Source organism: Haloechinothrix halophila YIM 93223, from assembly GCF_000504245.1.
Lineage (GTDB): Bacteria > Actinomycetota > Actinomycetes > Mycobacteriales > Pseudonocardiaceae > Haloechinothrix_A > Haloechinothrix_A halophila.
The window spans coordinates 5,538,759-5,551,297 of the sequence record NZ_KI632509.1; the positions used below are offsets into that span (position 1 = coordinate 5,538,759).

Annotated in this window: 13 protein-coding genes and 1 pseudogene; 5 read left to right on the top strand and 9 right to left on the bottom strand. The window is 68.6% G+C overall.

Features of this window, described 5'->3' with window-relative positions:
• The first annotated feature begins 85 nt into the window (after positions 1 to 85).
• Positions 86 to 1,738 (top strand): phospho-sugar mutase, encoded by a 1,653-nt coding sequence (locus AMYHA_RS25290; RefSeq protein ID WP_034275171.1) that lies wholly within the window; start codon positions 86 to 88, stop codon positions 1,736 to 1,738.
• Positions 1,739 to 1,747: 9 nt separating this feature from the next.
• Here the strand turns inward: AMYHA_RS25290 and AMYHA_RS25295 are convergent, their stop codons facing one another.
• The 3 genes from AMYHA_RS25295 to AMYHA_RS25305 form a co-directional block, all read right to left on the bottom strand.
• A complete protein-coding gene (locus AMYHA_RS25295; RefSeq protein WP_034275173.1) occupies positions 1,748 to 2,158 on the bottom strand; it encodes a PIN domain nuclease in 411 nt (136 codons plus the stop codon).
• 4 nt (positions 2,159 to 2,162) lie between these two features.
• On the bottom strand, positions 2,163 to 2,384 hold the full coding sequence (vapB, locus tag AMYHA_RS25300) for a type II toxin-antitoxin system VapB family antitoxin (RefSeq protein ID WP_034275176.1): 222 nt from the start codon (positions 2,382 to 2,384) through the stop codon (positions 2,163 to 2,165).
• A gap of 65 nt (positions 2,385 to 2,449) precedes the next feature.
• A complete protein-coding gene (locus tag AMYHA_RS25305; protein WP_034275179.1) occupies positions 2,450 to 3,358 on the bottom strand; it encodes an alpha/beta fold hydrolase in 909 nt (302 codons plus the stop codon).
• A gap of 42 nt (positions 3,359 to 3,400) precedes the next feature.
• Between AMYHA_RS25305 and AMYHA_RS25310 the strand changes: the two genes are divergently transcribed.
• The gene (locus AMYHA_RS25310) at positions 3,401 to 3,853 is read left to right on the top strand and encodes a flavodoxin family protein (RefSeq protein WP_034278823.1); all 453 of its coding nucleotides are present in this window, start codon (positions 3,401 to 3,403) and stop codon (positions 3,851 to 3,853) included.
• Positions 3,854 to 3,895: 42 nt separating this feature from the next.
• Entirely contained in the window at positions 3,896 to 4,357 is a 462-nt protein-coding gene (locus AMYHA_RS25315; protein ID WP_034275182.1) for a hypothetical protein, read from the top strand.
• A gap of 45 nt (positions 4,358 to 4,402) precedes the next feature.
• Here AMYHA_RS25315 and AMYHA_RS25320 read toward each other — a convergent pair whose 3' ends face one another.
• Both AMYHA_RS25320 and AMYHA_RS25325 read right to left on the bottom strand, forming a co-directional pair.
• Entirely contained in the window at positions 4,403 to 5,155 is a 753-nt protein-coding gene (locus AMYHA_RS25320; protein WP_034275185.1) for an SDR family oxidoreductase, read from the bottom strand.
• A gap of 10 nt (positions 5,156 to 5,165) precedes the next feature.
• Positions 5,166 to 5,726, bottom strand: coding sequence for a Uma2 family endonuclease (locus AMYHA_RS25325; RefSeq protein WP_034275188.1), 561 nt, complete (start codon positions 5,724 to 5,726; stop codon positions 5,166 to 5,168).
• Between the two features lie 278 nt (positions 5,727 to 6,004).
• On the opposite strand from AMYHA_RS25325, the gene AMYHA_RS25330 reads away from it, so the two are divergent.
• Positions 6,005 to 6,592, top strand: a complete 588-nt coding sequence (locus AMYHA_RS25330; protein ID WP_034275191.1) for a GNAT family N-acetyltransferase — start codon at positions 6,005 to 6,007, stop codon at positions 6,590 to 6,592.
• Positions 6,593 to 6,692: 100 nt separating this feature from the next.
• Here the strand turns inward: AMYHA_RS25330 and AMYHA_RS25335 are convergent, their stop codons facing one another.
• Genes AMYHA_RS25335 through deoC form a run of 4 tightly spaced genes read right to left on the bottom strand, consistent with a single transcriptional unit; the run spans position 6,693 to position 11,669 of the window.
• Positions 6,693 to 8,315, bottom strand: coding sequence for a helix-turn-helix transcriptional regulator (locus tag AMYHA_RS25335; RefSeq protein WP_034275193.1), 1,623 nt, complete (start codon positions 8,313 to 8,315; stop codon positions 6,693 to 6,695).
• Between the two features lie 40 nt (positions 8,316 to 8,355).
• On the bottom strand, positions 8,356 to 9,228 hold the full coding sequence (locus AMYHA_RS25340) for an aldehyde dehydrogenase family protein (RefSeq protein WP_034275195.1): 873 nt from the start codon (positions 9,226 to 9,228) through the stop codon (positions 8,356 to 8,358).
• Positions 9,215 to 10,678, bottom strand: coding sequence for an aldehyde dehydrogenase family protein (locus AMYHA_RS25345; RefSeq protein ID WP_034275197.1), 1,464 nt, complete (start codon positions 10,676 to 10,678; stop codon positions 9,215 to 9,217). The genes AMYHA_RS25340 and AMYHA_RS25345 overlap by 14 nt, the downstream gene beginning before the upstream one ends.
• 43 nt (positions 10,679 to 10,721) lie before the next feature.
• Positions 10,722 to 11,669 carry a deoxyribose-phosphate aldolase gene (gene deoC / locus AMYHA_RS25350; RefSeq protein ID WP_034275199.1) on the bottom strand — a complete coding sequence of 316 codons (948 nt, stop codon included), beginning with the start codon at positions 11,667 to 11,669 and terminating at the stop codon, positions 10,722 to 10,724.
• A gap of 165 nt (positions 11,670 to 11,834) precedes the next feature.
• Here deoC and AMYHA_RS25355 point away from each other — a divergent pair.
• A pseudogene (locus AMYHA_RS25355) lies at positions 11,835 to 12,413 on the top strand (IS630 family transposase); the annotation flags it as partial.
• Positions 12,414 to 12,539: the final 126 nt, after the last annotated feature.

The following is a 12,539-nucleotide window of genomic DNA, read 5'->3' on the forward strand; positions in this document are numbered from 1 at the left end:
CCCGAGGACCGCTGGCGGGTCCGAATCATGGAACTCGAGGACCGCTGGCGGGTCCGAATCACGGCACCCGAGGACCGCTGGCGGGGTGCCGGGCTCACGGGTGCCGCCCGAGCTGCGGGACGCCGCGTTCCGCTGGATCGCGGACGATCTCGACGAGTCCGATCGCGACGAGTTGCAGGCGGTGCTCGCCGCCGCGCTCGGGGGCGACGCCCACGCGGTCGATGACTTGGCCGATCGGATGGCCGGTCAGTTGCGCTTCGGCACGGCAGGGCTACGCGGGCCGGTGCGCGCGGGGCCGAACGGGATGAATCGCGCGGTGGTCGTGCGGACGACGCACGGCGTCGCCCAGTGGTTGCGGGATTCCGGCTGCGCTGGCGGGATCGTGGTGATCGGCCGTGACGCCCGGCACGGCTCGGACGTGTTCGCGGCGGACGCCGCAGGGGTGCTCGCGGCGGCTGGGTTCGACGTCCGGCTGTTCGCCGAGGCCCTGCCGACTCCGCTACTGGCGTTCGCGGTCCGGGAGTTGGGCGCGGTGGCTGGCATCCAGCTCACGGCGTCGCACAACCCCGCGCCGGACAACGGCTACAAGCTCTACGACGGCAGCGGAGCACAGATCGTGCCGCCCGCCGACACCGACATCGAGGCCACTATCGGTGAGTCCCCCGCCGCACTCGCCGTGCCGAGGACGGAGACCTGGCGGGAGCTGTCTGCCGACGTGCTGCGGGCGTACCTGGACCGGGTCGCGTCGCTGCCCCGCGGCAGCGCGCGCGACCTGCGGATCGCGCTGACGCCGCTGTACGGGGTCGGCGGGCAGGTGGCGGTCGACGCGTTGCGTGAGGCAGGTTTTGCCGACGTCGTCGTGGTGGAGGAGCAGTTCGCGCCCGACCCGAACTTCGGCGGCATGGCTTTCCCGAACCCGGAGGAGCCCGGCGCGTGCGATCCGCTGCTCACGTTGGCCGAGGGCACCGGCGCCGATCTGGCGGTCGCATTGGACCCGGACGCCGACCGGTGCGCCATCGGCATCCGCGACGGCGAGCGGTTCCGAATGCTGCGCGGCGACGAGACCGGCGCGCTGCTCGGCGAGTACGTGTTGGCCACGCTGGACCGCACGACGTGTCCGAAGCCGTTAGTAGCGACGACGATCGTGTCGTCGTCGATGCTGGGGTCGATCGCGGCGGCGCACGGCGCGGAGTACACGGAGACGCTGACCGGGTTCAAGTGGCTCGCGCGAGCGGAAGCCGCCGACGGCGCGCGGCTGGTGTTCGCATACGAGGAAGCGCTCGGACTGTGCGTCGACCCCGGTGCCGTGCGCGACAAGGACGGCATCTCCGCCGCCATACTCGCCGCCGACCTGGCTGCCACGCGGAAAGCGGCCGGGTCCTCGCTCGCTGATGCGCTGTCCGAACTGGACCACGCACACGGCGTGCACCTGACCGACCAGGTGTCGATCCGGGTGACCGACCTCGACGTCATCGGCACCATCATGGCGCGGCTACGCACCGCGCCGCCTGAGGAACTCGCCGGGGTTCCGGTCACCACGGAAGACCTGCTGCCTGACGCCGACGTCCTCCGGTTCATCGGGCACGGCGTCCGGGTGGTGATACGACCGTCTGGCACAGAACCGAAGCTCAAAACCTATCTGCAGGTGGTGCGCCCGGCGGACGTCAACGACGCGGACGACGCGGTCGACCGCCTCCGAGTCGACGTCAGGGAACTGCTCGCGCGGGGAATGTCATAGCTGGCTCGGCTAGTTCATCGCCAGGCGCTCAACCGGCTGGCCGGTGATCTCGGCAACGAGTTCGAAGTCTTTGTCGAAATGCAGGACTGTCAGGCGCGCCAGCTCGGCAGTCGCCGCGATCAACACATCCGGTATCGACGGGCCCCTGTGGTGTCCTCGCTCGGCGAGCAGGGCGAGGACGTCGACAGCGCGGTCTTCGATGGCCGGTGTCGCGTACTCGACCGGCATCCGCGACAGCGGTGGATTGCGTAAGCCGGCGCGCAGATCGGACGCCGACCGTGCCGAGTAGCCGACCTCGAGCCGGGTCACGGTGGTGATGCGCACGAGTCCGCGCTCGATCCGGTTCGCCCAGAGTTCCGCGTCGGAACTGGCGCCGATGCGCACCAACGCGGACTTGTCGATCAGCCAGTGCGTTGTCACGCGCTCACTCCCACGCCCGCTCCATCAGGTCCACGTCGGTCAGGTCGCTGAACGCATCAGCGAACTGCCGCAGATCGTCCGTCGTGACTGGGGAGGCGGAACGTTGCGCGACGTGGCTCAACTCCCGGCGAACGTACTCGTTGCGCGACACGCCGAGCCGCGCGGCATGCGCGTCGATAGCAGCGAGCACATCCTCAGGGACATCGCGAACCAAAAAATCCGACACGGCCCACCTCCTAGATATCCAACGATATCACCGATGCCGGGTGGCGCGACCGGCTCATGCGCGGTTCAGCCCGCTGATGGCTCGCCACCGGGCCGGTTGAGGAAGTCCGCGATCCGGGCGTTGACCTGGTCTGGCTGCTCCAGGTGCAGGAAATGCCCAGCGTTCGCCACGACGTCCACTTCGCTGCCGTCCGGGAGATGGCGCGCCGCGCGCTCGGCGAAGCCAGGGCTCATGCAGCCGTCGTCCGCGCCGTGCAAGTAGAGCGTCGGTACCTGGGGCGAGTCGAGCCAGGCGCGGTGGGCGACGTCGTAGCGTCGCGAGGTGCCGCGCGGCAGCAGCGTATGCCGGTAGTAGGTCAGGGCAGCTTTCCGATGCGCACGGTCGGGCATCGCCTCGGCGAGCCGCGCTAGGTCGTTCGTCCCGTCATAGCCGGGCGACCAGCGCCGCCACAGCAGCCGCACCAGCCGGTCGAAGAGCCGTTCCGGCACGGCGGGCAATTGATTGAACATCGTGTACCAGCTGCGCAGTACCTGCGATCCCGCGATGCGCCAGTTCCCGCGAACGGTCTCGGTGATGGCGCCGATCGGTGGCACGGCCATGGCGACGAGCTGGCCGAACATCTCCGGCTCGTGCGCCGCCATCCCGTACCCGGTCAGGGCGCCCCAGTCGTGACCGATGAGGACCGTGCGGTCGTCCGAGCCAAGGGCACGGCAGAGATCGAGCGCATCGGTGATCAGCGCACCCACCCGGTAATCGCCGTCCGGCGCGGGTCCGGTCGGCGCGTATCCCCTGGTGAACGGCGCGACCACGCGCCAGCCACGCTCGGCCAGCTCCGGCCCGAGGTGGCGCCAGGTCCACGCGGTGTCAGGGAAGCCGTGCAGACACAGCGCAAGCGGCCCATCCTCCGGACCCCATGCCAGCGCGGACACGGTCAATGCGGGCAGTTCGACGGTCAGTTCTCGTGGCTGCGGCATACCTCACGGTAACGACGGCACGCTATGCGGCACCCTGGAACCATGCCGACGCTGTTGATCGTGCACCACACGCCGTCGCCGAACGTGCAGTCGATGTTCGAGGCCGTCGTCGACGGTGCGACTACGGACGAGATCGAAGGTGTCGACGTCGTGCGCAGGCCCGCGCTGGCGGCAACGCCGTCCGACGTGCTCGCCGCCGACGGTTACCTACTCGGCACCACGGCCAACCTCGGCTACATGTCCGGCGCGCTGAAGCACTTCTTCGATCAGGTGTACTACCCGTGTCTGGACGCGACGAAGGGCAGGCCGTACAGCTACTACGTGCACGGCGGCAGCGACGTCTCCGGCACAACGCGCGGCATCGAGCGCATCGTGACCGGCCTCGGCTGGGAGACGTCGGCGGCACCGGTCACTGTCACGGGCGAGCCGTCGAAGGAGGACCTGGAGGCCTGCTGGGAGCTGGGCGCGACCCTGGCTGCGAGCCTGATGGAGTAGCGCGAACGAGCTGATCTGAACTACTTCAGATATCATGACGACATGGCAGTACGTCGTTTCCCCTACTCGGACTTTCTCCGCGGCCCCAGCAAGGTGCTTCCAGCCCTGGACAGCGCCGACGTTGTCCTTGAACGTCGAGATGACGACGACCTCGTACTCAGCCGGGCTGAGCGTTTCGATGCGACGCGCTCCGGCATGGCGGTCGCGACACGCGCCCTCATGGCGCTGGTCAAGTACGACCGTAGCCTCGCGGAGGACATCCTGGCCGAGCAACTGCCTTGGTTGCACTGGCTGCCGCCGGACGAACGAGATGACTGCATGAAGGATCTCCTCGCGCATCTCGCGGCCGGAGCCGACACGGATTCCCTGATGCCCTTCGCACGTGCGCTCGCGGCGTGGCAGTCAACGGCCGAAGTGTGGAGCGACCCCGAGCTGGCCGAGCGATTGAGCACCGACTTCTCGGGCACCGGCACCACCATCGATCGGCCGCAGCACTCGGCATGACCAAGCGGGGCGAACACATCGACCGGCCAAAGCCCCGAATAGACGCTATCCCCGGCCGATGTAGGGCATGGTCGTCGCGGTGAGCGTGAGGAACTGCACGTTGGCTTCCAGCGGCAGGTTCGCCATGTAGCGCACGGCCCTAGCGGCATGCTCGGCGTCGAAGGTGGGCTCCGGTTTCACGGAGCCGTCGGCCTGCCGCGCCCCGGTGGCGATTCCGGCGGTCATGTCGGTGGCGGCGTTGCCGATGTCGATCTGTCCACACGCGATGCCGTAGTCCCTGCCATCGAGCGAGATCGACTTCGTGAGCCCGGTGATGGCGTGCTTGGTCGCGGTGTAGACGACGCTGGCGGGCCGGGGGCTGTGCGCGGAGATGGAGCCGTTGTTGATGATCCGCCCGCCCCGCGGATCCTGGGCCTTCATCACCCGTACCGCGTGGTGTGCGCAGAGGAACGCGCCGGTGAGGTTGACGTCGACGACCTGCTGCCACTGCTCGGGCGAGAGTTCGTCGACGGCACCGGCGGGCCCGAACGTCCCCGCATTGTTGACCAGGACGTCTACCCTGCCCCACTCGTTCAATACCGCGTCAAAGGTCGTCGCAACGGCGGCGGCGTCGGTGATGTCAGCAGGCAGCACGAGGGCGCGCTCCGCCGGGATGTCCGCCGCCGTCTCGCGTAGCGCCTCCGCGCGCCGTCCGATGAGGACGACGCGGTAGCCGTCGTCCGCCAGCGCGCGAGCGATGTGGCGGCCAAGTCCTGATCCGGCGCCGGTGACCACGGCGACGGGGTGGGTGTCCGTCATAGCTTCTCCGTCAGAGCCTCGTCCCAAGGCCGTCGAGGTCGGCAGTCAGCGGGCACGGTTCGGATACCGTGAAGCGGCCTTCGGCTCGCTGGGACTCCTCGTATGCGCCGTCGATCAAGTGGTAGACGGTCGCGGTGACCGGCGGGTTCGGATCGATGACCCAGTAGTGCGGGATGCCAGCGTCGGCGTACTCCATCGGCTTGATCGCCGTGTCCATGTGCCCGGAGCCGGGGGAGACAATCTCGATGGCCAGCAGGACATCCGCCGCCTTCGCGATCCGTGCCGCCACGACCGATTCGCGCGCGATCACGAGGTCAGGAACGCGGACTACCGGGGAACTCAGCTGCAAGTCGACGTCGACCTCGTTGAGCAGCACGAGTCCCTCGGGAATCTGACTGTCGAGCAACGCGATGAGCCCGGTCTTAGTCCGCGAATGCAACGGGGTCGGCCGGGGGCTCATCACGACTACGCCGTCCTGCAGCTCGTAGCGGGCGCTGGTGTCCTCGGGCAGCGCGGCGAACTCCTCGACGGTGTAGTAGCGCCGAGGGTCGTAGAACAGCGCGCCGGTCATGCCGTCACCGTACCGCCGCGACGTCCGATGTCTCGCCAGGCGCGCCAGCCTCTCACCAGCGCTGCGGGTCGGTTGACTTGGTCGAAGCGCGAATCGCGCGGCACCCCTGCAGAACTACCCACGCGCCCGCCAGCTCGATTTGAGTGATCCACCCGATGTGGGGTGCCTCTTCTCTTCGTAACGTTGGCTCTGAGGCGCGAGCAGCGGCAGAACGGGATGCGAAGGAACCCAACGCCGCCCTGTCCCCACCCTCGACCCGGCCAACCAAGGAGGAACCCATGAGCACCCAGACAATTGCCACCGCCCAGGAAACCGATCTCCCGCACGTGGTCGACACGCTGACGGAAGCGTTCCTCGACGACCCGGTTTTCAACTGGTTGTGCCCCGATCCCGAGCGTCGGAGGTCCACGTACTCAGGGTGGTTCTCGGTGATCACCCGTGCGATCCTCCCCCGCGAGAGCATCTTCACGACCGACGACGGTGGTGGAGCCACCGTCTGGGTGCCGCCGGGTCAGCCCATCGCCGACGACATGGAGGCATTCGCGAGTTCGATGATGGCCGTCTCACCAGAGGATGCCGAACGCTTCGGCACCCTCCTGGGCATCTCCGAGGAGTACAAGCCGGAGGACTCGCACTGGTATCTGTTCTTCATCGGCGTTGTCCCAGACCGGCAGGGTCAGGGACTCGGCTCGGCACTCCTCCGTGACGTGCTGGATCAGTGCGACCGCGACGGCATCCCCGCCTACCTGGAAGCGACCTGCGTACAGAACCGGCGGCTCTACGAGCGCCACGGCTTCACGGTTACCGCCGAGCTGAATCTGCCCGACGGGCCTACCGGCTTTGCCATGTGGCGAGACCCGGCCTGACCCGAACGACCCGGCAACGTCGGCTGCGCAAGCGGTTCCGGGCCCAAAGAATGTTCGCCACGATGGTCCGTGCCTGGGTGATCTCGCCCAGGCACGGTGCTCAGACGAGATCGTGCTCGTAGGCGTACGCCGTCGCCGCCGAGCGCGTCGCCACGCCGAGCTTGGCGAGGATGCTGCTGACGTGCCGGTCGACCGTGCGCTCGCTGAGCACCAGTTCGGCAGCGATGGCCCGGTTGGTCTTGCCGGTCGCCAGCAGCCGCAGCACCTGCAGTTCACGAGGGGTCAGCCCTCGGGTATCACCGCTCCCGGTGAGGCCTCGTAGTCGCGCCAGGTCCGATTCGGCACCCAGCCGGGTGAACACATCGTGCGCCGCGGTCAGCTCGAACTCCGCCGTGTCGTGGTCGGCCATGGCCCGGCAGGCGAGCCCGAGCAGCACGCGGACCCTGGCCCGCTCGTACGGGACGTTGAGTTCCTGCCAGGTCTGCGCGGCGCGTCGTAGCGGCCCGAGCGCGGCCTCGGCGTGGTCTTCCGCCAGGGCGACAGCGCCTGCCGCCGATGTGGCGACAGCCATGAGCATGTCACGGCGGAACGTCTCCGAGATGGCAGCCAGCTCCTCGCTGGCCTCGCGCGCGGCCCCGACGTCGTCGGTCGCCAGCATGATCTCCACGTACGCGGGCAGGTAGTGCGACCGGCTCACGACGTCCTCGGCCTCGGCCAACACCCGTCTGATCGCCGCGACGGCGGCGTCCGCACGTCCTTGCGCCAACCGGAGCCGCGCGAGGCCAGGTTGCGGCTCGCATCCCCACTGGCTCGCGTCCCGGTAGGCCGATTCCGCCTGCTCGAACTCGCCGCGCAGCCGGTGCAGCTCCGCCTTCTGATAGAAGGCCGCTCCGGCAGCTGCCTCTGCGCTCGGCTCGGCAAGCCACTCGCAGACTCGCCGCGCCTCCGCCATGGCCTCATCCCACTGCCCGCGCAGCCGCAGGATCTCGGCGCGATGCACCAGGCACTGACCGCGATACGGCACCATCGACGGCTGGCTGTCACACCAGCGGCGCAGCGCCTCGGTCCACGTCTGCGAGCGGCGCAGCTCGAAGACCTCCCAGCAGCCCTCGATCACCGTGCAGTAGGCGTCACCGACGATCACGGGGGAGAGCTCTCCCTCGGTGACCGCCACCATGGCCTCGTCGAGCAGCGCGAGACCGTCGTCGATCGCCGACTGATAGATCCGGCATCGGCCGAGCCCGATCCTGGCCAGGGTGGTCAGCTCCACGTCGCCCGAGTCCTCGCCCAGCGCCGCCGCCTCGGCGAACGCCGCCGCAGCTGCCGCGGCGTCGCCCTCGAATGTGCGGCGCAAGCCGGTCAGGTAGCGGAGCAAGCCCTGCTCGGCACCACTCGAGCCGCTGCTGTCCGCGAGCCGTTGCGCCGTGTCGATCCAGCCACCCGCTCGCACCAGCTCGCCGCTGTTCAGCAGCCCGAATGCCAGCCAGAAGGCAGCCCGGACCGCGCGATCCGTCTCCCCTGCCGCCGACCACGCCCGGTACGCCCGTGCCCACAGCTCGGTGCTCTCGCTGGCCCTGCCAACGAGGGCGGCCGCGTGCGCGAGCCGTTCGAGATCTGTCCCGGCCAGTGGCTCGGCGGCGTCCGCCGCAGTCAACAGGGAGTACGCATCCGACCACACACCACGGTCGAAGCACTCCCTGCCCTCGGCGAGCTCAGCTGACACAGCACCAGTTTCACGCCCAGCGCTGTCAACTGCCAGCCCGTCACACCCCCATGGGGTGCCAGACCGTCTTGTCCTCCAGGTAGGCGCGCATCCGCCCGATGCCGGGTGACGACGTCCAGTCCGGCTCGTCCTCCGGTGCTCGCAGCACCCGCTTCACGGTGTCGGCGGCGGATCGGGCTAGTTCCGTCCGGTGCTCGGCGTCGGCGCCGGTGAGGTCGAGCGCGTTGACGTCGGCGTGCGAGGCTAGCCACGAACCCAGCTCGGCAGCGTGTCCGGTCAGCAGGTTCACCACCCCGCCGGGGATATCGGACGTCGCGAGCACCTCCGAGAGCGTGATCGCGGGCAATGGCCGTGCGGCGCTGCTGACCACCACGGCGGTGCAGCCGGTCGCCAGCACCGGGGCAAGCACGCTCACCAGCCCGAGCAGCGACGACCGCTGCGGCGCGAGCACACCGACCACGCCGGTCGGCTCCGGCACGGTGAACGAAAAGTACGGCCCCGCGACCGGATTCGTGCCACCGAGCACGGCGGCGAGCTTGTCGGTCCAGCCCGCGTACCAGACCCACCTGTCGATCGCGGTGTCCACAAGAGACTCAGCGGTGCGGGGGCGGACGTTCTCGGCGTCACGCACCTCCGCGATGAACTGCTCCCGCCTGCCTTCCATCACCTCGGCGACCCGGTACAGCACCTGGCCCCGGTTGTACGCGGTCGCGCCGGACCAGCCGCCGAACGCCGAACGCGCGGCGACCACCGCATCGCGCAGGTCCTTGCGGGATGCCTGTGACGCGTTGGCCAGGAACGCGCCGCTTTCCGACGTCACCGGATACGAGCGACCGGACTCAGAGCGCGGGAACTTCCCGCCGATGTAGAGCTTGTACGTCTTGGCCACGCTGACCCGCTCAGACTTCGCCATCGTCCGCCCCCTTCAAGTACGCCGCCAGGCCGGACCGGCCACCTTCGCGGCCGAAGCCGGACTCCTTGTAGCCGCCGAACGGCGCGGATGGGTCGAACCGGTTGAACGTGTTGGCCCACACCACCCCGGCACGCAAGGCATTGCTGAGCCACAGGATGCGCGAGCCCTTCTCGGTCCACACCCCGGCCGACAGCCCGTACGGCGTGGTGTTCGCCTTGGTCACGGCCTCGTCGGGGGTGCGGAACGTCTGCACCGACAGCACCGGCCCGAAGATCTCCTCCCGCGCGATCCGCATCGACGACTCCACCCCGGAGAACACCGTCGGCGCGAAGAAGTAGCCCTTCTCAGGGACAGGGCACGAGCTGGTCCACCGCTGCGCGCCCTCGTCCTCGCCGGAGGCGACCAGCTCCCGGATCTTGGCCAGCTGCTCGGCGGAGTTGATCGCACCGATATCGGTGTTCTTGTCCAGCGGATCGCCGAGGCGCAACGTCTCCACCCTGGCACGCAGCTTGGCCAGCACCTCGTCGGCGACCGACTCCTGCACCAGCAGCCGGGAGCCCGCGCAGCAGACGTGCCCCTGGTTGAAGAAGATGCCGTTGACGATGCCCTCGATCGCCTGATCCAGCGGAGCGTCGTCGAACACGACGTTGGCCGCCTTGCCGCCTAGCTCCAGCGTAAGCCGGGTGCGAGTACCGGCGAGCTGCCGTTGGATCAGCTTGCCGACCTCCGTCGATCCGGTGAACGCGACCTTGTCGATGCCGGGGTGGGTCACCAGCATCTCGCCGACGTCGCCGGCGCCGGGCACGATGTTGACCACCCCGGGCGGCAGCTCGGCCTGCTGGCAGATCTCGGCGAACACCAGCGCGGTCAGCGGCGTCGTCTCAGCCGGTTTGAGCACGACTGTGTTGCCGGTGGCCAGCGCGGGCGCGATCTTCCACGCCAGCATGAGCAGCGGGAAGTTCCACGGGATGACCTGGCCCGCGACGCCTAAAGGCTGCGGAGGCCCGGCGGTGCTGGTCGAAAACCCGGCGTAGTCGAGCTTGTCCGCCCAGCCCGCGTGGTAGAAGAAGTGCGCGGCAGCCGTCGGGATATCGGCGTCGCGGGACTCCTTGATCGGTTTGCCGTTGTCGAGACTTTCCAGCACGGCCAGTTCGCGGGCACGTTCCTGGATCAGCCGCGCGATCCGGTAGATGTACTTCGCGCGTTCCGCGCCAGGCATCGGCGACCAGACGCGCTCGAACGCCTTCCGCGCGGCCGTCACCGCGCTGTCCACATCGGATGACGCCACCGTGGACACTTCAGCGAGCACCTCGCCGGTGGCCGGGTTGAGTGTCTTGAGTGGCTCGCCTCCACCGTCGACGAATCCGCCGCCGATGAACGGCTGGTAGTACTGCTTCACCCGCGCGATCTCGCGGTTCTCCGGCGCGGGCGCGTAGTCGAACACCGGCATGTCAGCGCCTCGGTGTCCATTGCGGTCGGATCATGTCGTCCCCTCACTCGGGCAGGTAGTTCGCGCCACTGTAGTGGCCGTCCTGTTTGGCGCGTCGTTGCAACAGCAGGTCGTTGAGCAAGCTCGACGCACCGAATCGGAACAACGACGGCGTTAGCCACTGTTCCCCCGCGACCTCGTTGACCGCGACCAGGTACCGGATCGCGTCCTTCGTGGTGCGGATGCCGCCCGCCGCCTTGACGCCGCGCGGCTCACCGGTCGCCTCGTAGTAGTCCCGCACCGCCTGCAGCATGACGTGCGTGACCGGCAACGTCGCGGCGGGCGAGACCTTGCCGGTGGACGTCTTGATGACATCCCCGCCCGCGAGCAGCGCCAGCCAGGACGCCTTGCGGACATTGTCGTACGTCGCCAGCTCGCCGGTCTCCAGGATGACCTTCAGATGTGCGGCCCCACAGGCTTGTTTGACCGCGACGATCTCGTCGTAGACGTCGCCGTAGCGGCCTTCGAGGAACGCGCCCCGGTCGATCACCATGTCGACTTCGGCCGCGCCGGACTCGACCGCGAGCGCGGTGTCGGCCAGCTTGACCGCGCGATTGGAGCGACCGGATGGGAACGCGGTGGCGACGCTGGCGACCGCGACGTCGGTGCCCGTCAGGGCCTCGACGGCGGTGGCAGCGAGGTCGGGATAGACACAGACGGCGGCGACGCTCGGGGTGTCAGGACGCTGCGGGTCCGGCCGCACGGCCTTCGCGCACAGCGAGCGCACGGCGCCCCTGGTGTCGGCACCTTCGAGGGTGGTCAGGTCGACCATGCTGATGGCGGTGTCGATCGCCCAGCGTTTGGCGTCCTGTTTGATACTGCGGGTGGCCAATCCGGCCGCCCGCTGTTCCAGGCCTACCTGGTCGACGCCGGGCAGGCCGTCGAGGAACCGACGCAGACTCGATTCGTCGCGGGTGGCGTCGTCGAGCCGATCGGCTAGAGCTACGGACATAGGGCAAGTCTAGGCGGTTGATCCCGTACGCCGGGTGAGTTCGTGCCGAATCCGGAACTCGCCGCACCGTAAGCCGGGACTCGCGGGGCCCGGGGCGCACGGGATCAACCGCTAGTGTCGCGTGTCGATAGTGGTTTGACGGTTCGGTGAGTGTCAGAATGCGGCATGGCGAATCGTGCTGCGGCTGCTCTGGTGTTGCGTGATGGTGATCGTGAGCGGCTGGTGTCGTTGACGCGGAGTTCATCGGTGCGTGCTGGGCTGGTGCAGCGGGCTCGGATCGTGTTGCTGGCCGCCGAGGGGGTGTCGAATACGGCGATCGCCGAGCGGGTGGGGGTGTCGCGGCCGACGGTGATCAGTTGGCGGGAACGCTACGAGAGTTTGGGTATCGACGGTTTGCACGATGAGCCGCGCTCGGGTCGGCCGCGGGCGATAGATCATCGCCAAGTCGTGGCGGCGACGTTGAAGCCGCCACCGAAGAAGCTCGGGGTGACGCACTGGTCGAGTCGGCTGTTGGCTGCCCGGCTGGGAATCAGCAACGGCACGGTGGCCCGGGCGTGGCGCGCGTACGGCGTGCAGCCCTGGCGGGCCGGGACGTTCAAGTTCTCCACCGACCCGGAGCTGGTCGCCAAGGTCACCGATGTGGTGGGGCTGTATCTGGCGCCTCCGGAGAACGCGATCGTGCTCTGCGTCGATGAGAAGTCGCAGGTCCAGGCGCTGGATCGGACTCAGCCGATGCTGCCGATGCCAGCGTGTCAAGATTTTTGTGGATGTTTGGGCCTGTTTATCCTTTTCGTTGCTTTTGATGAGTGGTCGAATCCGTCACTGTGTGTGACGGCGCGTTAGAGGACGAGCCGGTCGCCGAAGAGGACG

Bases quoted from the DNA above. Each gene is read 5' to 3' on its own strand.
- AMYHA_RS25305 (WP_034275179.1), bottom strand. From the start codon at position 3,358: ATGCCGCAGCCACGAGAACTGACCGTCGAACTGCCCGCATTGACCGTG.
- AMYHA_RS25310 (WP_034278823.1), top strand. From the start codon at position 3,401: ATGCCGACGCTGTTGATCGTGCACCACACGCCGTCGCCGAACGTGCAG.
- AMYHA_RS25315 (WP_034275182.1), top strand. From the start codon at position 3,896: ATGGCAGTACGTCGTTTCCCCTACTCGGACTTTCTCCGCGGCCCCAGC.
- AMYHA_RS25320 (WP_034275185.1), bottom strand. From the start codon at position 5,155: ATGACGGACACCCACCCCGTCGCCGTGGTCACCGGCGCCGGATCAGGA.
- AMYHA_RS25325 (WP_034275188.1), bottom strand. From the start codon at position 5,726: ATGACCGGCGCGCTGTTCTACGACCCTCGGCGCTACTACACCGTCGAG.
- AMYHA_RS25330 (WP_034275191.1), top strand. From the start codon at position 6,005: ATGAGCACCCAGACAATTGCCACCGCCCAGGAAACCGATCTCCCGCAC.
- AMYHA_RS25340 (WP_034275195.1), bottom strand. From the start codon at position 9,228: ATGGCGAAGTCTGAGCGGGTCAGCGTGGCCAAGACGTACAAGCTCTAC.
- AMYHA_RS25345 (WP_034275197.1), bottom strand. From the start codon at position 10,678: ATGCCGGTGTTCGACTACGCGCCCGCGCCGGAGAACCGCGAGATCGCG.
- deoC (WP_034275199.1), bottom strand. From the start codon at position 11,669: ATGTCCGTAGCTCTAGCCGATCGGCTCGACGACGCCACCCGCGACGAA.